Annotated in this window: 31 protein-coding genes; 28 read left to right on the forward strand and 3 right to left on the reverse strand. The window is 64.2% G+C overall.

What is annotated here, in order from left to right; all coding sequences use genetic code 11:
• Positions 1 to 104 precede the first annotated feature (104 nt).
• Positions 105 to 335, forward strand: coding sequence for a DUF6552 family protein (locus tag DSHI_RS01445; protein WP_012176970.1), 231 nt, complete (start codon positions 105 to 107; stop codon positions 333 to 335).
• A gap of 572 nt (positions 336 to 907) precedes the next feature.
• On the opposite strand, the gene DSHI_RS01450 is transcribed toward DSHI_RS01445, so the two are convergent.
• Positions 908 to 1,297, reverse strand: a complete 390-nt coding sequence (locus DSHI_RS01450) for a DUF4149 domain-containing protein (RefSeq protein ID WP_012176971.1) — start codon at positions 1,295 to 1,297, stop codon at positions 908 to 910.
• Positions 1,298 to 1,348: 51 nt separating this feature from the next.
• Positions 1,349 to 1,969: a 2OG-Fe(II) oxygenase family protein gene (locus DSHI_RS01455; RefSeq protein WP_044027575.1), complete on the reverse strand. Its 621-nt coding sequence runs from the start codon at positions 1,967 to 1,969 to the stop codon at positions 1,349 to 1,351.
• Positions 1,970 to 2,161: 192 nt separating this feature from the next.
• On the opposite strand from DSHI_RS01455, the gene rpmC reads away from it, so the two are divergent.
• From rpmC to rplQ, 18 genes are all read left to right on the forward strand, one after another.
• Entirely contained in the window at positions 2,162 to 2,368 is a 207-nt protein-coding gene (gene rpmC, locus DSHI_RS01460; RefSeq protein ID WP_012176973.1) for a 50S ribosomal protein L29, read from the forward strand.
• Positions 2,369 to 2,380: 12 nt separating this feature from the next.
• Positions 2,381 to 2,611, forward strand: coding sequence for a 30S ribosomal protein S17 (gene rpsQ, locus DSHI_RS01465; RefSeq protein ID WP_012176974.1), 231 nt, complete (start codon positions 2,381 to 2,383; stop codon positions 2,609 to 2,611).
• 73 nt (positions 2,612 to 2,684) lie between these two features.
• Positions 2,685 to 3,053 carry a 50S ribosomal protein L14 gene (gene rplN, locus DSHI_RS01470; RefSeq protein ID WP_011567679.1) on the forward strand — a complete coding sequence of 123 codons (369 nt, stop codon included), beginning with the start codon at positions 2,685 to 2,687 and terminating at the stop codon, positions 3,051 to 3,053.
• Entirely contained in the window at positions 3,053 to 3,358 is a 306-nt protein-coding gene (rplX, locus tag DSHI_RS01475) for a 50S ribosomal protein L24 (RefSeq protein WP_012176975.1), read from the forward strand. Before rplN ends, rplX begins: the two co-directional genes overlap by 1 nt.
• Positions 3,358 to 3,921 (forward strand): 50S ribosomal protein L5, encoded by a 564-nt coding sequence (rplE, locus tag DSHI_RS01480; RefSeq protein ID WP_012176976.1) that lies wholly within the window; start codon positions 3,358 to 3,360, stop codon positions 3,919 to 3,921. Before rplX ends, rplE begins: the two co-directional genes overlap by 1 nt.
• A gap of 18 nt (positions 3,922 to 3,939) precedes the next feature.
• Entirely contained in the window at positions 3,940 to 4,245 is a 306-nt protein-coding gene (gene rpsN / locus DSHI_RS01485) for a 30S ribosomal protein S14 (protein ID WP_012176977.1), read from the forward strand.
• A 16-nt stretch (positions 4,246 to 4,261) separates the two neighbouring features.
• A complete protein-coding gene (gene rpsH / locus DSHI_RS01490) occupies positions 4,262 to 4,651 on the forward strand; it encodes a 30S ribosomal protein S8 (protein WP_044028227.1) in 390 nt (129 codons plus the stop codon).
• A 12-nt stretch (positions 4,652 to 4,663) separates the two neighbouring features.
• Positions 4,664 to 5,197: a 50S ribosomal protein L6 gene (gene rplF / locus DSHI_RS01495; RefSeq protein ID WP_012176979.1), complete on the forward strand. Its 534-nt coding sequence runs from the start codon at positions 4,664 to 4,666 to the stop codon at positions 5,195 to 5,197.
• Between the two features lie 11 nt (positions 5,198 to 5,208).
• Positions 5,209 to 5,568 carry a 50S ribosomal protein L18 gene (gene rplR, locus DSHI_RS01500; protein WP_012176980.1) on the forward strand — a complete coding sequence of 120 codons (360 nt, stop codon included), beginning with the start codon at positions 5,209 to 5,211 and terminating at the stop codon, positions 5,566 to 5,568.
• Between the two features lie 158 nt (positions 5,569 to 5,726).
• Positions 5,727 to 6,302: a 30S ribosomal protein S5 gene (gene rpsE / locus DSHI_RS01505; RefSeq protein WP_012176981.1), complete on the forward strand. Its 576-nt coding sequence runs from the start codon at positions 5,727 to 5,729 to the stop codon at positions 6,300 to 6,302.
• Positions 6,303 to 6,314: 12 nt separating this feature from the next.
• Positions 6,315 to 6,503 (forward strand): 50S ribosomal protein L30, encoded by a 189-nt coding sequence (rpmD, locus tag DSHI_RS01510; RefSeq protein WP_012176982.1) that lies wholly within the window; start codon positions 6,315 to 6,317, stop codon positions 6,501 to 6,503.
• Positions 6,504 to 6,645: 142 nt separating this feature from the next.
• Positions 6,646 to 7,119, forward strand: a complete 474-nt coding sequence (rplO, locus tag DSHI_RS01515; RefSeq protein ID WP_012176983.1) for a 50S ribosomal protein L15 — start codon at positions 6,646 to 6,648, stop codon at positions 7,117 to 7,119.
• Positions 7,120 to 7,230: 111 nt separating this feature from the next.
• Positions 7,231 to 8,592 carry a preprotein translocase subunit SecY gene (gene secY, locus DSHI_RS01520; RefSeq protein WP_012176984.1) on the forward strand — a complete coding sequence of 454 codons (1,362 nt, stop codon included), beginning with the start codon at positions 7,231 to 7,233 and terminating at the stop codon, positions 8,590 to 8,592.
• Positions 8,589 to 9,230 carry an adenylate kinase gene (locus tag DSHI_RS01525; RefSeq protein ID WP_012176985.1) on the forward strand — a complete coding sequence of 214 codons (642 nt, stop codon included), beginning with the start codon at positions 8,589 to 8,591 and terminating at the stop codon, positions 9,228 to 9,230. The genes secY and DSHI_RS01525 overlap by 4 nt, the downstream gene beginning before the upstream one ends.
• A gap of 236 nt (positions 9,231 to 9,466) precedes the next feature.
• The gene (gene rpsM, locus DSHI_RS01530; protein ID WP_044027576.1) at positions 9,467 to 9,835 is read left to right on the forward strand and encodes a 30S ribosomal protein S13; all 369 of its coding nucleotides are present in this window, start codon (positions 9,467 to 9,469) and stop codon (positions 9,833 to 9,835) included.
• A gap of 15 nt (positions 9,836 to 9,850) precedes the next feature.
• Positions 9,851 to 10,240: a 30S ribosomal protein S11 gene (rpsK, locus tag DSHI_RS01535; RefSeq protein WP_012176987.1), complete on the forward strand. Its 390-nt coding sequence runs from the start codon at positions 9,851 to 9,853 to the stop codon at positions 10,238 to 10,240.
• Positions 10,241 to 10,357: 117 nt separating this feature from the next.
• Positions 10,358 to 11,374, forward strand: a complete 1,017-nt coding sequence (locus DSHI_RS01540) for a DNA-directed RNA polymerase subunit alpha (protein ID WP_044027577.1) — start codon at positions 10,358 to 10,360, stop codon at positions 11,372 to 11,374.
• Between the two features lie 118 nt (positions 11,375 to 11,492).
• Complete coding sequence (rplQ, locus tag DSHI_RS01545; protein WP_012176989.1) at positions 11,493 to 11,909, forward strand: 50S ribosomal protein L17; 417 nt, start codon at positions 11,493 to 11,495, stop codon at positions 11,907 to 11,909.
• Positions 11,910 to 11,981: 72 nt separating this feature from the next.
• On the opposite strand, the gene DSHI_RS22190 is transcribed toward rplQ, so the two are convergent.
• Positions 11,982 to 12,137: a hypothetical protein gene (locus DSHI_RS22190; protein WP_157865182.1), complete on the reverse strand. Its 156-nt coding sequence runs from the start codon at positions 12,135 to 12,137 to the stop codon at positions 11,982 to 11,984.
• Between the two features lie 114 nt (positions 12,138 to 12,251).
• Between DSHI_RS22190 and DSHI_RS01550 the strand changes: the two genes are divergently transcribed.
• The 9 genes from DSHI_RS01550 to DSHI_RS01590 all read left to right on the forward strand — a co-directional run bounded on the left by DSHI_RS01550 (position 12,252) and on the right by DSHI_RS01590 (position 20,552).
• Complete coding sequence (locus DSHI_RS01550; RefSeq protein ID WP_012176990.1) at positions 12,252 to 12,863, forward strand: autoinducer binding domain-containing protein; 612 nt, start codon at positions 12,252 to 12,254, stop codon at positions 12,861 to 12,863.
• Between the two features lie 56 nt (positions 12,864 to 12,919).
• A complete protein-coding gene (locus DSHI_RS01555; RefSeq protein WP_012176991.1) occupies positions 12,920 to 13,507 on the forward strand; it encodes an acyl-homoserine-lactone synthase in 588 nt (195 codons plus the stop codon).
• 179 nt (positions 13,508 to 13,686) lie between these two features.
• On the forward strand, positions 13,687 to 14,997 hold the full coding sequence (locus DSHI_RS01560) for a replication-associated recombination protein A (RefSeq protein WP_012176992.1): 1,311 nt from the start codon (positions 13,687 to 13,689) through the stop codon (positions 14,995 to 14,997).
• A 31-nt stretch (positions 14,998 to 15,028) separates the two neighbouring features.
• Complete coding sequence (gene crcB, locus DSHI_RS01565; protein WP_044027578.1) at positions 15,029 to 15,409, forward strand: fluoride efflux transporter CrcB; 381 nt, start codon at positions 15,029 to 15,031, stop codon at positions 15,407 to 15,409.
• Positions 15,406 to 16,452 (forward strand): RluA family pseudouridine synthase, encoded by a 1,047-nt coding sequence (locus tag DSHI_RS01570; RefSeq protein ID WP_012176994.1) that lies wholly within the window; start codon positions 15,406 to 15,408, stop codon positions 16,450 to 16,452. The genes crcB and DSHI_RS01570 overlap by 4 nt, the downstream gene beginning before the upstream one ends.
• Positions 16,449 to 17,129, forward strand: coding sequence for an HAD-IA family hydrolase (locus DSHI_RS01575; RefSeq protein WP_012176995.1), 681 nt, complete (start codon positions 16,449 to 16,451; stop codon positions 17,127 to 17,129). The genes DSHI_RS01570 and DSHI_RS01575 overlap by 4 nt, the downstream gene beginning before the upstream one ends.
• The gene (locus tag DSHI_RS01580; RefSeq protein WP_012176996.1) at positions 17,126 to 17,830 is read left to right on the forward strand and encodes an ATP12 family chaperone protein; all 705 of its coding nucleotides are present in this window, start codon (positions 17,126 to 17,128) and stop codon (positions 17,828 to 17,830) included. The genes DSHI_RS01575 and DSHI_RS01580 overlap by 4 nt, the downstream gene beginning before the upstream one ends.
• A gap of 349 nt (positions 17,831 to 18,179) precedes the next feature.
• Positions 18,180 to 19,196: an amino acid ABC transporter substrate-binding protein gene (locus DSHI_RS01585; RefSeq protein WP_012176997.1), complete on the forward strand. Its 1,017-nt coding sequence runs from the start codon at positions 18,180 to 18,182 to the stop codon at positions 19,194 to 19,196.
• Positions 19,197 to 19,316: 120 nt separating this feature from the next.
• The gene (locus tag DSHI_RS01590) at positions 19,317 to 20,552 is read left to right on the forward strand and encodes an amino acid ABC transporter permease (RefSeq protein WP_012176998.1); all 1,236 of its coding nucleotides are present in this window, start codon (positions 19,317 to 19,319) and stop codon (positions 20,550 to 20,552) included.
• Position 20,553: the final 1 nt, after the last annotated feature.

Below are 20,553 nucleotides of genomic sequence, written 5' to 3' on the forward strand. Positions count from 1 at the left end.
GGTTTTCGCAGAAAAGCGTCCGGGCCCCGCACCTTCCGAGTTTCAAGGCCCCCGCCTACACGGCGGGGGCTTTTTCGTCTCTCCCTTGCCGCGTTGGAATTACCATGACCGCAGACACGCTCAAACCCGTCGACATCGTCAAATGGATCGCCACGATCATTCAACTGATCGGCTACGGCCTGACAGGGCTCAACCTTGTGCCGTGGAACATCTGGTTCTTCTTTGCGGGTATCTTCCTGTGGTTTGCCGTGGGCGTGATGTGGAAGGACCGCGCGATCATGGTGGTCCATGTGGGCGCGTTCATCTCGCTGCTCGCGGGCTATCTGAACGCCTGATGGCGAGAGCACGTCCGTCGAGCCAGTCTCAAGCGCCTAGCGAAAATCGTTCCTATGTTGCATCGTTTGAGTAAGAGAAGACCTCGCCAGGGAACGGCTTGGTCGCGTGGAGTGCATTAAACGTGGAGCATGATCTTCTAGGCAGCTTTCTGATTTGGCCTTGGGCGTGGAATAATCTCCTCGCACTTATTCCGTTCATGTTTGGGCCACTTGCCTTCCTATCGTGGGTTGCCCATGCAAATCGACATGCTCTTGAGCGTTTTTACTTTCTATACCTGTATTACGGGCAGTGGGTTTTCTTGGCCCCCTTGGTATTCTGCCTTGGAAGTGCGCACGCTGGCCTCCGTTCTTTCGCAGAAAACCTGAGGCGGAATAGCCCTGTTCAAGAAGGGTCGGCAGTGCTCTCTTTTGAAACATATGAAGTTATGGGTGCTACAACGGCTTTTGCCGCGTTGCAGTGGGTTGAGTTCTTACTCGTTTGCTTCGTTTTACTGCATGTACAATTTTGGGTAGTTCGCTTCGTTTTCTCAAAAGACGCCGCACGACGCTGACGGTGCTCCATCCCAAGTGTTCTACCCCACCAAAACCACCGCCCAGCCCGCAAGGCCGATCTGGATCAGCTGGATCACCACCGACAGGCCGTGGAGCATACCGAAGGCTTTTTTGTCGCCGCGATCCGTGGCGGCGTTGATCTGGGCCATGAGGATCTGGCGGGCGTAGACGGTGCTGAGCGCGATCGCCGCGAACAGCCCGGCGGCCAGCGGGGAGACGAACCAGGCCGCGACCGCCGTGACCGCCGAGAGCCCGATCACCGCGAGGTAGTAGTAGGGGAAGGTGCCCCGCAGCAGTGGCCGCACCCGCTCCATCGGGAGTTGCGCGAACAGGACCGGCGCGAAGCCGAAGCTGTAGAACACCATGCCGCCCAGCAGGGTGGCGGACATCAAGAGCACAAGGTCGGTCATCGCAGCCTCCGGTTCCGGTCGCGGAACAGATAGGCGGCGTGGGCTCTCCGTCTATGCCCAGGCGTAATTGAAGCTGACGGAGATGCGTTCTTCCTCGGCCATGTTCATTGGGACCTCGTGGCGGAGCCAGCTCTCCCACAGGAGGACATCGCCGACGGCCGGTTTGGCGTAGACGAAGGTTTGCAGGTCTTCGGGGGCGTCTTTCAGCCGGGCGGGGGCGGCCATCATGCGGGCCGACCGGGGGTCTTCGAGTTTCAGGGCGGAGGTGCCTTCGGGCATGGCCACGTAGGTGGTGCCGGAGATCACCGAATGGGGGTGGATGTGGCTCGCATGCATCCCGCCCTGGGGCAGGATGTTGATCCAGATGTCTTCGAGTTTCAGCGCGCGGCCATCGAGGTCGAAGGCGAGATCCTCGGCGAAGGCGGCGACATGGGCATCGAGCGCCTTGACGAGATCGGCGAAGATCGGGAAGCGCCAGGGCAGGTCTGTGAGCGACGCGTAGGAGGTGTAGCCGGGATAGCCGTTCTGCTCGCACCAGTCCTGTCCGGCATCGTCATCTTCGGCGATCACGAGGCAGGATTTCTCCAGCTCGCCCGGGTCCAGGGCGGGTCCGAACTCGGCCAGTTGCGCGCGGTAGAGCCGGGTGACGAAGAGAGAAGTGATCGCGGGCATGGGCCTTCCTTTCCGGGTCTGGGTCGGCAACCCGACGCACCCCTTGGAAAACAGGGAAATGCGGGCTTGCCATGGGTCTCTGGGGGGCCTATACGGCCCTCTCATCTTGGACTCCACCAGAATCGAGGTGACCCGGCATGCGGCAACGCATGAAAAGGGGCCCACTGGTGACGTTGAAAAAAGGAAATGGCGATGAACGCCCAGGAACTGCGTGACAAGACGCCGGACGAGCTGCGGGATCAGCTGGCCGCGTTGAAGAAGGAAGCCTTCAACCTGCGCTTCCAGCAGGCCACCGGCCAGCTCGAGAACACTGCCCGCATGCGCTCCGTGCGCCGCGATGTGGCCCGGGTGGCCACGATCCTGACCGAAAAGGCCGCCGCTGCGGCCGCGACCGAATAAGGAGCGCCGCACATGCCCAAGCGTATTCTGAATGGCGTTGTGACCAGCGACGCGAATGCCCAGACCGTCACCGTGTCCGTGGAGCGCCGCTTCACCCACCCGGTTCTGAAGAAGACGATCCGGAAGTCGAAGAAATACCGCGCCCATGACGCCGAGAACGCGTTCAAGGTCGGGGACAAGGTCCGCATTCAGGAATGCGCGCCGATGTCGAAAACCAAACGTTGGGAAGTGATCGCCAACTGAGGCATCGCTTTCGCGATTTATCGAAACCCTGGGGCGGCTCGCATCGCTGTCTCCAAAGGTCGGGAGAAACCACATGATCCAGATGCAAACCAATCTGGATGTCGCTGACAACTCCGGCGCACGCCGTGTTCAGTGCATCAAGGTTCTGGGTGGGTCCAAGCGTAAATACGCCTCCGTCGGCGACATCATTGTCGTCTCGGTGAAGGAAGCCATCCCGCGCGGTCGCGTGAAGAAGGGCGACGTCCGCAAGGCCGTCGTCGTGCGCACCGCCAAGGAGGTCCGTCGCGAAGACGGGACCGCCATCCGCTTCGACCGCAACGCGGCCGTGATCCTCAACAACAACAACGAGCCGATCGGCACCCGGATCTTCGGGCCGGTGGTTCGCGAGTTGCGCGCGAAGAACTTCATGAAGATCATCTCGCTCGCGCCGGAGGTGCTCTGATGGCTGCGAAACTCAAGAAGGGCGACAAGGTCGTCGTGCTGGCCGGCAAGGACAAGGGCAAGGAGGGCGAGATCACGTCCGTCTCGCCGAAGACCGGCAAGGCCGTGGTTGACGGGCTGAACATCGCCATCCGCCACACCCGCCAGTCCCAGAACAGCCAGGGCGGCCGCATCCCGCAAGCGATGCCGATCGACCTGAGCAACCTGGCGCTCGTCGACAGCAACGGCAAACCGACCCGCGTCGGCTTCCGCATGGAAGACGGCAAGAAGGTCCGCTTCGCCAAGACCACGGGGGAGGTTGTCTGATGTTGGACGCTGCCACCTATACACCGCGCCTGAAGGCGGCCTATGCGGAGACGATCCGCGCCGCCATGAAGGAAGAGTTCGGTTACAAGAACGACATGATGATCCCGCGCCTGGACAAAATCGTCCTGAATATCGGCGCCGGGGCCGAGGCCGTGAAGGACAGCAAGAAGGCCAAGTCGGCTCAGGACGACCTGAGCGCGATTGCCGGTCAGCGGGCGGTCATCACCAAGGCCAAGAAGTCCATCGCGGGCTTCCGGGTGCGTGAAGACATGCCGCTCGGCGCCAAGGTCACCCTGCGCGGCGACCGCATGTACGAGTTCCTCGATCGTCTGATCACCATCGCCATGCCCCGCATCCGCGACTTCCGCGGCGTGAAGGGCTCGGCCTTCGACGGGCGGGGCAACTATGCCCTGGGGCTCAAGGAACACATCGTCTTCCCCGAGATCAACTTCGACAAGGTCGATGAGGTCTGGGGCATGGACATCATCATCTGCACCACCGCGGCTTCGGACGCGGAAGCGAAAGCGCTGTTGAAGCATTTCAACATGCCCTTCAACTCGTGACGCGCGGGAGAGACTGATATGGCTAAGAAAGCAATGATCGAACGCGAGAAGAAGCGTCAGAAGTTGGTGGCGAAATACGCCGCGAAGCGGGCCGCTTTGAAAGAGATCGCGAATGACGACAGCAAGCCGATGGAAGAGCGCTTCAAGGCGCGCCTGAAGCTGGCGGAACTGCCGCGCAACAGCTCGGCGACCCGGCTGCACAACCGGTGCCAGCTGACGGGCCGTCCGCATGCCTATTACCGCAAACTGAAAATCAGCCGGATCGCCCTGCGCGACCTCGGCTCCGCAGGCCAGATCCCCGGCCTCGTGAAGTCCAGCTGGTAAGGAGGGTTAGCACATGATGAACGATCCTCTCGGCGATATGCTGACACGTATCCGGAATGCGCAGATGCGGGGCAAGTCCACCGTGCGCACGCCGGCCTCCAAGCTGCGGGCCTGGGTGCTCGATGTTCTGACCGACGAAGGCTACATCCGTGGCTACGAGAAGGTCGCGGACAGCAAGCACCCGGAACTGGAGATCAGCCTCAAGTACTACGAGGGTGTTCCGGTGATCCGCGAGCTCAAGCGGGTGTCCAAGCCCGGCCGTCGCGTTTACATGGGGTCGAAAGACATCCCCTCGGTCCGCCAGGGCCTGGGTGTGTCCATCGTCTCTACCCCGCGCGGCGTCATGTCCGATGCAAATGCACGCACTGCCAATGTTGGCGGCGAAGTGCTTTGCACGGTCTTCTAAGGAGGTCCCGCGATGTCCCGTATTGGTAAGAAACCGGTCGAGCTGCCCACAGGTGTCACCGCCTCCGTGTCCGGCCAGACCATCGAAGTGAAGGGGCCCAAGGCCACCCGCAGCTTCACCGCCACCGATGACGTGACCCTCAAGGTCGAGGACAACGTCATCACCATCGAGCCGCGCGGCAAGTCCAAGCGCGCCCGCCAGCAGTGGGGCATGTCCCGCACCATGGTCGGCAATCTTGTGACCGGCGTCACGAACGGCTTCAAGAAAGAGCTGGAAATCCAGGGCGTGGGGTACCGGGCGCAGATGCAGGGCAACACCCTGAAGCTGAACCTCGGCCTGTCCCACGAGGTGAATTACGAGGTGCCCGCGGGCGTCACGGTCACCTGCCCGAAGGTCACGGAAATCGTGATCGAAGGCACCGATGAGCAACTCGTCGGCCAGGTTGCGGCCAACATCCGCGACTGGCGCAAGCCCGAGCCCTACAAGGGCAAGGGCATCCGCTACAAGGGCGAGTTCATCTTCCGCAAGGAAGGCAAGAAGAAGTAAGGACGCGAGACATGGCAAACAGCAAAAGAGACCTGTTCTTGAAGCGCCGCCTGCGCGTCCGGAACAAACTGAAGAAAATGGCAGACGGGCGTCCGCGCCTGTCGGTGCATCGCTCGGGCAAGAACATCAGCGTGCAGCTGATCGACGACGTCCAGGGCCGGACGCTGGCCGCGGCCTCCTCCCTGGAGAAGGACCTGGGCATCGTCGGCAAGAACAATGTCGAGGCCTCCGCCAAGGTGGGCGCCGCGATTGCCGAGCGCGCCAAGAAGGCCGGGATCGAAGAGTGCTACTTCGACCGGGGTGGCTTCCTCTTCCACGGGAAGGTGAAGGCGCTGGCCGATGCGGCCCGCGAGGGCGGCCTGAAGTTCTGAGGTGGGGCCGGGGACGATCCCCGGCCTGCATCTTTGCCACTCGGTCGGGCCCTGTCGGCCCGGTCGCACAGTTGCAGGGGGCGGTGCGCCGTTCTCTCGATGATCCGGGGTCGTGAAGGCCACCTGGATTGACCCAATACAGACGCAAGGAGCCCGCAATGGCAGAGCGTGACAACCGCCGGGGACGCCGCGACGACCGCGACGAGACCCCTGAATTCGCCGACCGCCTGGTCGCGATCAACCGTGTTTCCAAGACCGTCAAGGGCGGGAAACGCTTCGGCTTTGCCGCGCTCGTGGTCGTGGGCGACCAGCGGGGCCGTGTCGGCTTCGGCAAGGGCAAGGCCAAGGAGGTCCCCGAGGCCATCCGCAAGGCCACCGAGCAGGCCAAGCGTCAGATGATCCGCGTGCCGCTGCGCGAGGGTCGGACCCTGCATCACGACATCGAAGGCCGCCATGGCGCGGGCAAGGTGATGATGCGTACCGCCCCCCAGGGCACCGGGATCATCGCCGGTGGTCCGATGCGTGCCGTGTTCGAGATGCTGGGCGTGCAGGACGTGGTGGCGAAGTCCATCGGGTCGCAGAACCCCTATAACATGATCCGTGCAACGCTGGACGGTCTCCGCAAAGAGACCAGCCCCCGCATGGTCGCACAGCGCCGTGGCAAGAAGGTCTCCGACATCCTCAAGAAGGATGGCGAGCCCGCCGAAGCCGCCGCCGAGCCGGCCGAAGCCTAAGGAGACGGGAACATGGCAAAAACCATCGTCATCAAGCAGATCGGCTCGCCGATCCGCCGCCCGGAAAAGCAGCGTCAGACGCTGATCGGCCTGGGCCTGAACAAGATGCACAAGACGCGCGAGTTGGAAGACACGCCGGCGGTGCGCGGCATGATCAACAAGATCCCGCACATGGTCCAGATCATCGAGGAAAAGGGCTGAGGCCCCGGGTCGGCGTCCGACAAGGCCGCTGACCTTCCTTGTTCCGCGTTGCCCCTGAGGGGGCTGCGCGCCCCTCACAATCAAGAAACGCCGAGGTCGGGGGCTTTCGCTTCGATCCCCGCATCCGGCAAGGAGAAGCGATATGAAACTCAACGAACTGCGCGACAATCCCGGCGCCACCAAACCCCGCAAGCGGGTGGGGCGCGGCCCCGGCTCCGGCATGGGCAAGACCGGCGGACGCGGCATCAAGGGCCAGAAGTCCCGCTCGGGTGTGGCGATCAAGGGGTTCGAGGGCGGCCAGATGCCGCTCTACCAGCGCCTGCCGAAGCGTGGCTTCAACATGCGCAACCGCAAGAAGTTCGCTGTGGTGAACCTCGGGCTGATCCAGAAGTTCATCGAGGCCGGCAAGCTCGACGCGGGCCAGCCGATCACCGAGGATGCGCTGCTGGCCTCGGGCCTGATCCGGCGGAAGCTCGACGGTGTGCGGGTGCTCGCGAAGGGGGAGATCACCACCAAGATCGACCTGACCGTGACCGGCGCATCGAAGTCCGCGATCGACGCGGTCGAGAAGGCGGGCGGCTCCGTCGCGGTCACTTCTGCGCAGGCGGCTGCGTAAGCGGTTGTGAGCGGCCCCCGCGGCGCTTACATCTAGCATCAGTTTTCCAGCGCCGCCTGACCGGGAAACGGTCCGGCGGCGTTGTTCATGAGACGTCCCGAGGAACGAGATATGGCATCAGCAGCAGAGCAAATGGCCGCCAACATGAGTTGGTCCGCCCTGGGGAAGGCGACCGAGCTTCGGCAGCGGATCTTCTTCACCCTGGGTCTTCTGATCGTCTACCGGCTGGGCACCTATATCCCGGTGCCGGGGATCGACGGCGCGCAGCTGCGCGAATTCATGGACCAGGCGGCCGCGGGTCTCGGCGGCGTTTTGAACATGTTTACCGGCGGTGCGATTTCCCGGATGGGGATCTTCGCGCTCGGGATCATGCCGTATATCTCGGCCTCGATCATCGTGCAGCTGCTGACCGCGATGGTGCCCAAGCTCGAACAACTCAAGAAAGAGGGCGAGCAGGGGCGCAAGAAGATCAACCAGTACACGCGCTACGGCACGGTGTTCCTGGCGACCTTCCAGGCCTACGGGTTGGCGATCAGCCTTGAATCGGGCGGTCTGGTGACCGATCCGGGCTGGTTCTTCCGGGCGGCCTGCGTGATCACGCTGGTGGGCGGGACGATGTTCCTGATGTGGCTGGGCGAGCAGATCACCCAGCGCGGCATCGGCAACGGCATTTCGCTGATCATCTTTGTCGGTATCATCGCCGAGCTGCCCGCGGCGCTGGCGCAGTTCTTCGAGAGCGGCCGGTCCGGCGCGCTGTCGACCCCGGTGATCCTGGGCGTGATCCTGATGTTGCTGGCGACGCTGGTCTTCGTGGTGTTCATGGAGCGCGCTTTGCGCAAGATCCACATCCAGTATCCGCGCCGCCAGGTGGGCATGAAGATGTATGACGGCGGGTCTTCGCACCTGCCGGTTAAGATCAACCCCGCAGGCGTGATCCCGGCGATCTTTGCCTCTTCGCTGCTGCTCCTGCCGACGACGATCAGTACCTTCTCGGGCGGCAACTCCGGCCCGATCATGTCGACGATCCTGGCCTATTTCGGACCCGGGCAGCCGCTCTACCTGCTGTTCTTTGCGGGCATGATCATCTTCTTCACGTATTTCTACACCGCGAACGTGTCCTTCAAGACCGAAGATGTGGCGGACAACCTCAAGAACCAGAACGGCTTCATCCCCGGCATCCGGCCGGGCAAGAAGACCGAGGAATATCTCGATTACGTGGTCAGCCGCATTCTGGTGGTGGGCTCGGGCTACCTGGCCTTGGTCTGCCTCATCCCGGAAATGGTGCGGACCGAACTGGCGATCACGGCGTATTTCGGCGGCACCTCGATCCTGATTATCGTGTCGGTGGGTATGGACACCGTCCAGCAAATCCAGTCCCATCTGCTCGCGCATCAATACGAAGGGCTCATCGAGAAGTCCCAGTTGCGCGGCAAGAAACGCGGCAAAGGGAAGAGGAGCCCGGCACGTCGATGAATATCATACTTCTGGGGCCTCCGGGCGCCGGGAAGGGCACGCAGGCACGCAAGCTGGTCGAAGAGCGGGGCATGACCCAACTGTCGACCGGCGACATGCTCCGCGAGGCCCGGACCAGTGGGACGGAGATGGGGCAACGGGTGGCCGAGGTCATGGACCGGGGCGAGTTGGTCACCGACGAGATCGTCATCGGGTTGATCGAGGAGAAGCTGGCCGGAGAGGCCGGCGGTGGGTTCATCTTCGACGGGTTCCCGCGCACCCTGGCCCAGGCGGACGCGCTCGGCGCGCTCCTGGACAAGCTCGGGCAGAGCCTCGATGCGGTGATCGAGATGCGGGTGGACGACGCGGCCCTCGTGGCCCGGATCGCCGGGCGCGCGACCTGCGGCGGCTGCGGCGAGGTCTATAATGACACGCTGCGCCCGATCCCGGCGGATGGGAAATGCGGCAACTGCGGCGCCTCGGATTTCAAGCGCCGGGCGGATGACAACGAGGAAAGCCTCAAGCAGCGCCTGATGGAATACTACAAGAAGACCTCGCCGCTGATCGGGTATTACCATGCCAAGGGGACGTTGCGCCCGGTGGATGGCATGGGGGCCATGGACGCGGTGGCTTCCGAGATCGCGGCGGCATTGGACTGAGCTTCCGGCCCTGCACGCGGGGCATTGGGTCCACGCGGCGCGGGGTCGGCAAGAAACCCCTTGACAGGTTGTGAATCGGGTTGACCTCCGGTCTGAACGGGCCTAGGTCAACCCATCCGGCGCGCGGCGATTCCTGATCGTCGAGTCGCCGGGTCGGGCCCGTGGAGACCCCACGGGATTTTGGTTGTGAAAAAAGGTTCTGGCATGACGGAACCGCACCGAAAAGGACATATGATTTGGCACGTATTGCTGGCGTGAACCTGCCCACGGGCAAGCGCACCCCCATCGCCCTCACCTACATCACCGGGATCGGCCTGAGCTCCGCGCAAGCGATCTGCGAAGCCGTGGGCATCGAAGAGAGCCGCCGTCTGAACGAGCTGTCGGATGCCGAGATCCTTGCGATCCGTGAGCATATCGACGCCAACTACACGGTCGAAGGCGATCTGCGCCGCGAGACGCAGATGAACATCAAGCGTCTGATGGACCTGGGCTGCTACCGCGGTCTGCGTCATCGCCGCAACCTCCCCGTTCGCGGTCAGCGGACCCACACCAACGCACGCACGCGCAAGGGCCCCGCAAAGGCCATTGCCGGCAAGAAGAAGTAAGGGGAGGGCGCAGACATGGCACGTGACAAGCAGCGCACGAAGAAGAAAGAGCGCAAGAACATCGCCGCCGGCGTGGCGCATGTGAACAGCTCGTTCAACAACACCAAGATCCTCATCTCCGACGTCCAGGGCAACGCGATCGCGTGGTCCTCGGCCGGGACCATGGGGTTCAAGGGCTCGCGTAAATCCACCCCCTACGCCGCCCAGATGGCCGCCGAAGACGCGGGCAAGAAGGCACAGGAACACGGCGTCAAGACGCTGGAAGTTCAGGTGCAGGGCCCCGGGTCGGGCCGCGAGAGCGCGTTGCGCGCCCTGGCGGCTGTCGGGTTCAACATCACGGCGATCCGCGATGTGACCCCGATCGCCCATAACGGCTGCCGTCCGCCCAAGCGCCGCCGCGTCTGAGCGTACACATTTTCCCCGAGGGCCGCGGGTTTTTCCCGTGGCCCTTGGTGTCATTTATTCCTCGGGCGTCTTTGGCACCGGATCACACCGCTGGAGACAGGTATGGAGGCGACACCTATGATCCACAAGAATTGGCAAGAACTCATCAAACCGACGCAACTGGAGGTCAAGCCGGGCAATGAACCCGCGCGCCAGGCCACCGTCGTTGCGGAACCGCTGGAGCGGGGCTTCGGCCTGACCCTGGGCAACGCGTTGCGCCGGGTGCTGATGTCGTCGCTGCAGGGCGCGGCCATCACCAGCGTCCAGATCGACAACGTGCTGCACGAATTTTCCAGCGTTGCGGGCGTGCGCGAGGATGTCACCGACATCGTGCTGAACCTCAAGCAGGTCGCGATCCGCATGGAAGTCGAAGGCCCCAAGCGGGTGTCGATCTCCGCCAAGGGTCCGCGGGTCGTCACCGCCGGGGATATCTCGGAGAGTGCGGGGATCGAGGTGCTGAACCGCGATCACGTGATCTGTCACCTCGACGAGGGCGCGGACCTGTTCATGGAGCTGATCGTGAACACCGGCAAGGGCTATGTCTCGGCGGACAAGAACCGTCCCGAGGATGCGCCCATCGGCCTGATCCCGATCGACGCGATCTTCTCGCCGGTCAAGAAGGTGTCCTATGACGTGCAGCCCACCCGTGAGGGCCAGGTGCTGGACTATGACAAGCTGACGTTGAAGCTGGAAACGGACGGATCGGTCACGCCGGACGATGCCGTGGCCTATGCCGCGCGGATCCTGCAGGACCAGCTGTCGGTTTTCGTCAACTTCGACGAGCCGGAAGCGGCCCGCAGCCAGTCCGAAGAGGACGATCTGGAGTTCAACCCGCTTCTGCTGAAGAAGGTGGACGAGCTGGAGCTGTCGGTGCGCTCGGCCAACTGCCTGAAGAACGACAACATCGTCTATATCGGCGATCTGATCCAGAAGACCGAGGCCGAGATGCTGCGCACGCCGAACTTCGGCCGCAAATCCTTGAACGAGATCAAGGAAGTGCTGTCGGGGATGGGGCTGCATCTGGGGATGGATATCCTGGATTGGCCGCCGGAGAACATCGAGGACCTGGCCAAGAAGTTCGAAGACCAGTTTTGAGGGAAGGCCGGGGTGACCCCCGGCCTACACCCCCGCACGACCGGGCATCCGCCCCAAGGAGAGCGGCTGACACGCATCGGCCGCCGGACAAAGCAAAACAAAGCTACGGAGACAGAAAATGCGTCACGCGAGAGGCTATCGCCGCCTGAACCGCACCCATGAGCACCGCAAGGCCCTGTTCGCGAACATGGCCGGGTCGCTCATCGAACATGAACAGATCAAGACCACCTTGCCGAAAGCCAAGGAACTGCGTCCGATCGTGGAAAAGCTGATCACGCTGGCCAAGCGTGGCGACCTGCATGCGCGCCGTCAGGCCGCCTCGCAGCTCAAGCAGCATGCCTATGTGGCCAAGCTGTTTGACGTGCTGGGCCCGCGCTATGCCGAGCGCCAGGGCGGCTATGTGCGGATCATGAAGGCCGGGTTCCGCTACGGCGACATGGCGCCGATGGCGATCATCGAGTTCGTGGACCGCGACGTGGATGCCAAGGGCGCTGCCGACAAGGCGCGCGAGGCCGCGGACGAAGACGCGCTCTGAGCGTCACCACAGGCTGGAAAACAAAAAACCCCGCCATTGGCGGGGTTTTTTAGTTGGCTCCCGGCTGGACGTCTAATTCTGTTCCAATCTTTGGGCTTTTCGTTGCGTCCGCTCGCGCTCGATGCGCGCCGATATGTCATCGATCAGCGCTTCCAGACACGTGTCGTCCACAGGGGATCCACCCATGAATTCCAGTAAATCTTCACGCGCCGCGTCGGGCAGAGCCATGACACGCGCAAAGAGTCCCGGACTTATTCTAGCGGGCATTCGATACCTCGTTACAACCTTCGGTAGAACGGTTTTGCAGCTTGACGGGATTCTTTTCAACTTGTCTAAAAAGACATGTCCATAAAGCTAGGCATCGAACTGGATCTACATGAATTGGGGCTTCTCTCCCCAACTGGATACTATATCGGCCTTCATATCCGGTTCGCCGCCCCTCTGCTGGACTACCAGACCTATCCACAAGAGTGGAAGGATCGCTACACCGAACAGGCCTATGCGCTGCGCGACCCACTTCTCGCCTGGGGCTTTGGAATGACCGGGGCCACCCGGTGGAGCGAGATCGGAATCCCGGATCCGTTCGGCATCCTCGACGATGCGGCGCGGTTCGGGCTCAACTATGGTGTCGCCGTCTCTTGCGGCGAGATCAGTTCACGGACCATCGCCGGAGCTGCCCGGTCGGACCGTGAGTTCACGGATGACGAGATATCGGCCATCCAGACGATCGTCTTGCGGCTTCACGACACCACGACGCCGCCGGACAGCCTCACCAAGGCACAGATCGAGGCTCTCGGCCACATTGCGGCCGGGGACCGACATACAGCGGCCGCTGCCAAACTCGGTATCTCCGAAAGTGCGTTGAAAGCTCGCCTCACGGCGGCGAGACAGAAGCTGATGGCACGTACCACAGCCGAAGCCATTCAACGAGCGAAGGACTACAGGCTGCTATAGGGGTCTTTGGCCTCGGTCTTCTCGACCCACCACCACCACAAACTGGAGACTGACCCATGCAAACCACCACGCTTTCGTTCGAGAACCTTCACAACCATGGCGAGTTATTCGCAAATCTCTTTCGCGCGAGGCGACAGTCCTTCATTGTTCAGAACAAATGGGACCTGCCCGAGGCGATGGGGATGGAGTACGACCAGTACGACACGCCCGCGAGCCGCTGGGTCGCCGTGCACGAATTCGGCGAGGTTTATGCCGGTATCCGGCTGACGCCCACCACGGCGCGCTGCGGGATCTATACCTACATGATCCGGGACGCCCAGATGGGGCTGCTCGACACCATCCCGCAGGACCTGCTCTATGGGCCTGCGCCGGTGGATGAGAGCGTCTGGGAATCGAGCCGCGTCTTCGTCTCGCACACCACGCCGCAGAAGCTGCGCCGCCGGGTCCATGCCTGCCTGATCAGCGAGATGACCAAGGCCGCGCGGGAGCATGGCGCGTCCAGGGTGCTGGGGCTCGTCCCGGCGGTCTGGACCCGTTTCGCGGACCGGCTGGGCCTGGATATCGAGCCGGCCGGGCGGGTGATGGAGCTAGACGGGATCGACAACCAGTGCGTGTCGATCGACCTGACCCGCAAGCTGCACTAGGCGCCGCGCGCAGAGTGCCTTGAACCGACGGGGCGGAGCGCGCATACCTGCGGCCTCAAAGCCTGGCGGGGTCTTCATGCGTCTTTCGGTTTCCTGTCGATACTCCGCGGGGGGGATGTGCGTCCCCCTCGCACCGCGCCCCGCAGGGGGCGCGCCCCTTTCCGGCCGCGGGCAGGGCCATGGCTGATCTGTTCGACCGCGACGGGGCCGCGCCGCCCGATGACGGGCCCCGGCCCCTGGCGGACCGGCTGCGGCCCGCGCATCTGTCCGAGGTGATCGGGCAGGACCACCTTCTGGGCCCGGACGGGCCGCTCGGGGCCATGCTGGCCAATCGTGCGCTGTCTTCAGTGATCTTCTGGGGGCCGCCCGGGGTGGGCAAGACCACCATCGCGCGGCTGCTGGCTGCGGAAACCGACCTTGCCTTCGTTCAGATCAGCGCGATTTTCACCGGGGTGCCGGACCTGCGCAAGGTGTTCGAGGCCGCGCGGCTGCGGCGGCAGGGCGGGCAGGGGACGCTTCTGTTCGTGGACGAGATCCACCGGTTCAACAAGGCGCAGCAGGACGGCTTCCTGCCCCATATGGAGGACGGGACCATCGTTCTGGTGGGCGCCACCACGGAAAACCCGTCCTTCGAGTTGAACGCGGCGGTCCTGAGCCGGGCACAGGTTCTGGTGCTGCACCGTCTGGACGCGGCGGCGCTGGAGGCGCTGTTGGCGCGGGCGGAGGCGCTGCTGGGCGTGAGCCTGCCGCTGGAGCCCGGGGCGCGGGCGGCGCTGATCGAGATGGCGGATGGGGATGGGCGGGCGCTCTTGAACCTGATCGAGCAGGTCGCGAGCTGGACGCCCGAAGCGCCGCTCGATGCCAAGGCGCTCGGGCAGCGGCTGAGCCAGCGGGCGGCGCAATACGACAAGTCGGGCGACGGGCATTACAACCTGATCTCGGCGCTGCACAAATCGGTGCGGGGATCGGACCCGGATGCGGCGCTCTACTGGCTGGCGCGGATGCTGACGGCCGGGGAGGACCCGAGGTACCTGATGCGGCGGATCACGCGGATGAGCGTGGAGGATATCGGGCTGGCCGACCCGCAGGCGCAGCGGCTGTGCCTGGATGCGTGGCAGACCTATGAGCGGCTGGGCAGTCCCGAAGGTGAGCTGGCGATCGCGCAGGCGGTGGTGTACCTGGCGCTCGCGCCCAAGTCGAACGCGGCCTATGTCGCCTACAAGGCGGCGATGAAGCAGGCGAAATCCAGCGGCTCGGCCCCGCCGCCCAAGCACATCCTGAACGCGCCCACGGCCCTGATGAAGGATCAGGGGTACGGCGCGGACTATGCCTATGACCACGAGGCGGAGGATGGGTTTTCGGGGCAGAACTATTTTCCCGACGACATGGCGCGGCCGCGTTATTACGCGCCGGTGGAGCGCGGGTTCGAGCGCGAGCTGGCCAAGCGGCTGGCCTATTTCGCCAAGCTGCGCGCCAAGAGGCAGAGTTGACAAGCCGCGCGCCAGGGCCGACAGAGCGGCCATGATATCCACCCTTCTCCAGGTTGCCCTCGGCGGCGCGGTCGGGGCCAGTTTGCGCTGGCTTCTGGGCGTTGGCGTGCTGCGGCTGACGGGGCCGACGGCGTTTCCGGTGGCGGTGCTGGGCGCGAACGTTCTGGGCAGTTTCCTGATGGGGGTGTTCGTGGTGATGGCGGCGCATCGGGGGCTGACGCACCTGTCGCCGCTGGTGATGACCGGACTTCTGGGCGGGTTCACCACCTTCTCGGCCTTCTCGCTGGAAACGGTGACGTTGATCGAGCGCGGGCAGCTGGGCCTGGCGGCGGGCTATGTGCTGGCGTCGGTGGTGTTGTCGGTGGGCGGGCTTTGGACGGGGATGCATATGGCGCGGATGGTAGTGGCATGAGCGGTGTGCAGACCCTGACCGTGGGCGTGGACGAGGGGGATCAGCGGCTCGACCGCTGGCTGCGGCGGCGGTTTCCCCATCTGGGCCAGGGCCGGATCGAGAAGATGTGCCGCAAGGGCGAGCTGCGCGTGGATGGCGGGCGGGTGAAGCCCGCGACGCGCCTGCAGACCGGGCAGGCCGTGCGGGTGCCGCCCCTGCCGGCGCCGGGCGAGATCACGGCGCGGCCCGCGCGGGCGCGGATCTCGGACGCGGATCGCGAGATGCTGCAGGGCACGGTGATCTACCGCGACGCGGATATCCTGGCGCTGAACAAGCCCGCCGGGCTGCCGGTGCAGGGCGGCTCTGGGCAGGAGCGCCACATCGACGGGATGGCCGAGGCGCTGCAATTCGAGCTCGACGAGCCGCCGCGCCTGGTGCACCGGCTCGACAAGGACACGTCGGGCGTGCTGCTGATGGCGCGGACCCGGCGCAGCGCCGCGGCCCTGACGGCGGCATTCCGGGCGCGCCAGACGCGCAAGATCTATTGGGCGGCGGTGGCCGGCGTGCCCCAGCCACAGCTGGGCACCGTGCGCTATGCCCTGATGAAGGCGCCGGGGCACGGCAAGCGCGGCGAGGGGGAGAAGATGCTCTGCATCGACCCCCGGCAGATGGACGCCCACCCGGACGCCAAGCGCGCGACGACGGATTACGCCGTGCTCTCGGCCCTGGGGCGGCGGGTGGCCTGGTGCGTGCTGGTGCCGATCACCGGGCGGACGCACCAGTTGCGCGCGCATATGGCCGAGCTGGGGCATCCGATCATCGGCGACGGCAAGTATGGCGGGTCGGGGCAGGAAAACCTCGGCGATGGCTGGGGCGCGCAGCTGGGCGGCGAGATGTCGAAGAAGCTGCATCTACATGCGCGACATCTGAGCCTGACGCACCCTGTCACCGGCGCGCAGCTGTCGCTGACCGCGCCGCTGCCGCCCCATATGGCGCGCACCTGGGAGGCGCTGGGCTGGGATGCGCGGGACGTGCCCGTGGACCCGTTCGAGGCGCTTGAATGACCCTGCGTCTGGTGGTGTTCGACGTGGACGGCACGCTGGTGGACAGCCAGCAGCAGATCCTTGCGGCGATGATCCAGGCGTTCGAGGGGATCGGCCTCGTGCCACCGAAGCCTGCGGCCATGCGCGCGATCATCGGGCTGTCCTTGCCCGTGGCCATGGCGCAGCTGGCGCCGGAGGCCGGGGCGCGGGACCATGATCGCCTTGCGGAGGGGTACAGGCAGGCCTTCGTGGCCCAGCGGGCCGCGGGTGGGGCGGAGGCGGATGCGCCGCTCTATCCCGGGGCGCTGGCGGCGTTGCGGGCGCTGGCCGCGCGGGACGACACGCTGCTCGGGGTGGCGACCGGCAAATCCCGCCGGGGTCTGGAGCATCTGCTCGACTGCCACGATTTGCGGCCCTTTTTCATCACTTCGCAGGTGGCGGACGACCATCCGTCGAAACCGCATCCCTCGATGCTGTGGCAGGCCATGGCCGAGACCGGGGTCGATGCGGCGCAGGCGGTCATGCTGGGCGATACCGGGTTCGACATGGAGATGGCGCGCGCCGCCGGGGTCACGCCGCTGGGCGTCGGTTGGGGCTACCACGCGCCCGCGCGCCTGCGCGACCATGGCGCGGTTGAAGTCCTGGCGGATTTCGCCGAACTACCCACCGCGTTGGAGACTATCTGGAGGCAGGGATGAGCGGCTGGGCAGCGAAACGGTTCTGGAAAGAGACGGACATCGTCGAGGCCGGCACGGGGTTCGAGGTGCGGCTCGATGGGCGCAGCGTGCGGACGCCGCTCAAGACCCTGCTGGTGGTGCCGAGCCGCGGTTTCGCCGAACGCATCGCCGCCGAATGGGACGCGCAGGACGAGACAGTGAACCCGCAGTCGATGCCGTTTACCCGCGCGGCAAATGCTGCCCTGGACAAGGTGACGCCGCAGCACGCGGAGGTGGCCGAGATGCTCAGCGCCTATGGCGGCACGGACCTGCTGTGTTATCGCGCCACGGGGCCGGATACGCTGTGCGCGCGCCAGGCAGAGAGCTGGGATCCCCTGCTCGACTGGGCGGCGGAGCGGTACGGGGCGCGGCTGCGGGTGACTGCGGGGGTGTTGCCGGTGGACCAGGACCCCGACAGCCTGGCGCGCTTGTCGCAGGCGGTCGCGGCGTTCACCCCGTTCCAGCTGACCGGATTTCACGACCTTGTGGCGATCTCGGGCTCCCTCGTTCTGGGGCTTGCGGTGGCCGAGGGCCGGATGAGCGCCGAGGCGGGTTTTGCCGCGTCGCGAATCGATGAGGAGTGGCAGATCTCCCAATGGGGTGAAGACGAGGAAGAGGCCGAGCGCATTGCGGTGAAGCGCGCGGACTACCTGCGGGCGAAGGAAATCTTCGACCTTTCGTAACGTCACCTTGGTGCTGGGCGCGCTATGGCGACGAGAACTGTTTCCCGATCGGAAATTAACGTATCCGGTGCCGCCCTGGCGCAGGCCCGAATTCTGGCATGTTTCCCGTGCCTTGTCCGAAAAACGCGACCAATTTGAAAGCGCTTGTGTATTTCTTGGGCATTTCCCACGGCGCCGAAAGTGCTATCTGATAAGGGAAGGGAATGTACCGCCGAACACTTGACGTTATTTTGGGGAAATGCCCAATTTGTGACGCTGGTGGGAGGGGTGTTCTCTCTCGTGACATGCAAACGGCCACAAAGGCCGACTTTGTCGGACATAACCGGCAAACCATCAGGAAGAGGATAAGATGAAGAAATCAGTTCTTTTTGGCGCTCTGGCGGCCGCTGGGCTTGCAGCGACCGGTGCCGCGGCAGATACGCTTGAAGAAGTTCAGGCGCGTGGTGCCGTGAACTGCGGGATCAGCACCGGCCTCGTGGGCTTCGCATCGCAGGACGCAAACGGCGAGTGGCAGGGCTTCGATGTGGCCGTGTGCCGTGCCGTGGCCGCCGCGGTCTTCGGTGACCCCACCGCCGTCAACTTCAACCCGGTCACCAACCAGGTCCGTTTCGAGGTTCTGAACTCCGGCGAGATCGACATGCTGGCCCGGAACACCACCTGGACCTTCTCGCGCGATGTCGACCTCAAGCTCGAGTTCACCGGGATCAACTATTACGACGGTCAGGGCTTCATGGTGCCCAAGGCGCTGGGCGTGAGCTCCGCCACCGAGCTGGACGGCGCCACGGTGTGCATCCAGAAGGGCACCACGACCGAGCTGAACCTCGCGGACTTCTTCCGCGCCAACAACATCTCTTTCGAGCCGGTGCCGATCTCCACCGCGTCGGAAGCGCAGCAGCAGTATCTGGCAGGGGCCTGTGACGTCTACACGACGGACGCCTCCGGCCTGGCCGCGACCCGCGCCTCCTTCGAGAGCCCGGACGAGCATGTGGTCCTGCCCGAGATCATCTCGAAAGAGCCGCTGGGTCCGCTGGTGCGCCACGGGGACAACGAGTGGGGCGACATCGTCCGCTGGACGCTCAACGCCCTGATCGCCGCGGAAGAGCTCGGCGTGACCTCCGCCAATGTGGCCGAGCTGGCCGCGGGCACCGACAACCCCGAGATCAACCGCCTGCTGGGCACCGAGGGTAACCTCGGCGAGCAGCTGGGCCTGTCGGCCGACTGGGCCGTCAACGTGATCAAGGCGGGCGGCAACTACGGCGAGATCTTCGAGACCCATATCGGGGAGAACACGCCGATCGGTCTGGCACGTGGGCTGAACGCCCAGTGGACCGAGGGTGGTCTGCTCTACGCACCGCCCTTCCGCTAAGCGGGGCACAGATTGGGCGCAGGATTTCCTGCGCCCTTTTTCGTTTACGATTACATCCGAGCAGGGCAGCGCAGTTCAAGCGCGATAAAAAGAACCCTGCCGCAACCACAGGGGCCTCAGATGACCACCTTCAGTGATCCGCCACCCGCGAGCGGGCCGCCAAACCAGCCCTTCAACCTGGGCATGTTGATCAATGATACCCGGTATCGAGGTTACACGTTTCAGTTCATCGCGCTCATCGCGCTGATCTTCTTCTTCGGCTGGCTTGTCAGCAACGCGATCTACAACCTCGCGGCCCTCGGCCAGGACATCAATTTCAGCTTCCTCGGACAGCCCGCGAGCTACGAGATCGACCAGACGCTGATCCCGTACACCTCGACCGACACCCATATGCGCGCGGCCTTCGTCGGCTTGCTGAACACGCTGCTGGTGGCTTTCCTGGGCTGCATCACCGCAACGATCTTCGGCGTGCTGGCCGGGGTGCTGCGCCTGTCGAAGAACTGGCTCGTGGCCAAGGTGATGTCGGTCTATGTCGAGATTTTCCGCAACATCCCGGTGCTGATCTGGATCGTCATCATCTCGGCGGTGATGAGCCAGGCTTTGCCGCAACCGCGGGCATTCCGCGGCGAGGACGCCACCGCCACGATGGTTCTGTGGGACAGCGTGGCCTTCACCAATCGCGGGGTCTACATCCCGGCGCCGGTCTGGAACCCCGGCTCGGGCATCGTCGTGGCGGTGTTCGTGTTGTCGATCATCGGGATCTTCGTATTCCGGCGTTACGCCAAGAACCTGCTGTTCAACACCGGCAAGCTGCTGCCCGTGGGCCGCATCTCGCTGGCGATTTTCTTCGTTCCGACGCTCTTGGCCTTTTTCGTCATGGGGCGCCCCATCGGTCTCGACTACCCCGAACTGGGCGGGTTCAACTTCCGCGGGGGGATCAACATCCGCGGTACGCTGATCGCGCTGTGGTTCGCGCTGGCGCTTTATACCGGTGCCTTCATCGCGGAGAACGTGCGGGCGGGCATCCTGGCGGTCTCCAAGGGTCAGACAGAGGCGGCCGCCGCGCTCGGCATGCGGCCCAACCGGATCATGAGCCTGATCATCCTGCCGCAGGCGCTGCGGGTGATCATTCCGCCCGTGATCTCGCAATACCTGAACCTGACCAAGAACTCGTCCCTCGCGGCCGCAATCGGCTACATGGACCTGACGGGAACCCTGGGCGGCGTGACGCTCAACCAGACCGGGCGAAGTTTCGAATGCGTGTTGTTGCTGATGCTGTTCTACCTGCTGATCTCCCTGAGCATTTCGGCGCTGATGAACCTCTACAACAATGCCGTGAAACTGAAGGAGCGTTGAG

Source organism: Dinoroseobacter shibae DFL 12 = DSM 16493 (assembly GCF_000018145.1).
GTDB classification, from domain to species: Bacteria; Pseudomonadota; Alphaproteobacteria; order Rhodobacterales; family Rhodobacteraceae; genus Dinoroseobacter; species Dinoroseobacter shibae.

Bases quoted from the DNA above. Each gene is read 5' to 3' on its own strand.
- rplF (WP_012176979.1), top strand. From the start codon at position 4,664: ATGTCCCGTATTGGTAAGAAACCGGTCGAGCTGCCCACAGGTGTCACC.
- rplO (WP_012176983.1), top strand. From the start codon at position 6,646: ATGAAACTCAACGAACTGCGCGACAATCCCGGCGCCACCAAACCCCGC.
- DSHI_RS01555 (WP_012176991.1), top strand. From the start codon at position 12,920: ATGCAAACCACCACGCTTTCGTTCGAGAACCTTCACAACCATGGCGAG.
- rpsK (WP_012176987.1), top strand. From the start codon at position 9,851: ATGGCACGTGACAAGCAGCGCACGAAGAAGAAAGAGCGCAAGAACATC.
- DSHI_RS01540 (WP_044027577.1), top strand. From the start codon at position 10,358: ATGATCCACAAGAATTGGCAAGAACTCATCAAACCGACGCAACTGGAG.
- DSHI_RS01580 (WP_012176996.1), top strand. From the start codon at position 17,126: ATGAGCGGCTGGGCAGCGAAACGGTTCTGGAAAGAGACGGACATCGTC.
- rplE (WP_012176976.1), top strand. From the start codon at position 3,358: ATGTTGGACGCTGCCACCTATACACCGCGCCTGAAGGCGGCCTATGCG.
- rplN (WP_011567679.1), top strand. From the start codon at position 2,685: ATGATCCAGATGCAAACCAATCTGGATGTCGCTGACAACTCCGGCGCA.
- rplX (WP_012176975.1), top strand. From the start codon at position 3,053: ATGGCTGCGAAACTCAAGAAGGGCGACAAGGTCGTCGTGCTGGCCGGC.
- secY (WP_012176984.1), top strand. From the start codon at position 7,231: ATGGCATCAGCAGCAGAGCAAATGGCCGCCAACATGAGTTGGTCCGCC.
- rplQ (WP_012176989.1), top strand. From the start codon at position 11,493: ATGCGTCACGCGAGAGGCTATCGCCGCCTGAACCGCACCCATGAGCAC.
- rpmC (WP_012176973.1), top strand. From the start codon at position 2,162: ATGAACGCCCAGGAACTGCGTGACAAGACGCCGGACGAGCTGCGGGAT.
- DSHI_RS01550 (WP_012176990.1), top strand. From the start codon at position 12,252: ATGTCCATAAAGCTAGGCATCGAACTGGATCTACATGAATTGGGGCTT.
- DSHI_RS22190 (WP_157865182.1), bottom strand. From the start codon at position 12,137: ATGGCTCTGCCCGACGCGGCGCGTGAAGATTTACTGGAATTCATGGGT.
- crcB (WP_044027578.1), top strand. From the start codon at position 15,029: ATGATATCCACCCTTCTCCAGGTTGCCCTCGGCGGCGCGGTCGGGGCC.
- DSHI_RS01525 (WP_012176985.1), top strand. From the start codon at position 8,589: ATGAATATCATACTTCTGGGGCCTCCGGGCGCCGGGAAGGGCACGCAG.
- rpsN (WP_012176977.1), top strand. From the start codon at position 3,940: ATGGCTAAGAAAGCAATGATCGAACGCGAGAAGAAGCGTCAGAAGTTG.
- DSHI_RS01560 (WP_012176992.1), top strand. From the start codon at position 13,687: ATGGCTGATCTGTTCGACCGCGACGGGGCCGCGCCGCCCGATGACGGG.
- DSHI_RS01590 (WP_012176998.1), top strand. From the start codon at position 19,317: ATGACCACCTTCAGTGATCCGCCACCCGCGAGCGGGCCGCCAAACCAG.
- DSHI_RS01575 (WP_012176995.1), top strand. From the start codon at position 16,449: ATGACCCTGCGTCTGGTGGTGTTCGACGTGGACGGCACGCTGGTGGAC.
- rpsH (WP_044028227.1), top strand. From the start codon at position 4,262: ATGAACGATCCTCTCGGCGATATGCTGACACGTATCCGGAATGCGCAG.
- rpsQ (WP_012176974.1), top strand. From the start codon at position 2,381: ATGCCCAAGCGTATTCTGAATGGCGTTGTGACCAGCGACGCGAATGCC.
- DSHI_RS01450 (WP_012176971.1), bottom strand. From the start codon at position 1,297: ATGACCGACCTTGTGCTCTTGATGTCCGCCACCCTGCTGGGCGGCATG.
- rpsE (WP_012176981.1), top strand. From the start codon at position 5,727: ATGGCAGAGCGTGACAACCGCCGGGGACGCCGCGACGACCGCGACGAG.
- DSHI_RS01585 (WP_012176997.1), top strand. From the start codon at position 18,180: ATGAAGAAATCAGTTCTTTTTGGCGCTCTGGCGGCCGCTGGGCTTGCA.
- DSHI_RS01445 (WP_012176970.1), top strand. From the start codon at position 105: ATGACCGCAGACACGCTCAAACCCGTCGACATCGTCAAATGGATCGCC.
- DSHI_RS01455 (WP_044027575.1), bottom strand. From the start codon at position 1,969: ATGCCCGCGATCACTTCTCTCTTCGTCACCCGGCTCTACCGCGCGCAA.
- rplR (WP_012176980.1), top strand. From the start codon at position 5,209: ATGGCAAACAGCAAAAGAGACCTGTTCTTGAAGCGCCGCCTGCGCGTC.
- DSHI_RS01570 (WP_012176994.1), top strand. From the start codon at position 15,406: ATGAGCGGTGTGCAGACCCTGACCGTGGGCGTGGACGAGGGGGATCAG.
- rpmD (WP_012176982.1), top strand. From the start codon at position 6,315: ATGGCAAAAACCATCGTCATCAAGCAGATCGGCTCGCCGATCCGCCGC.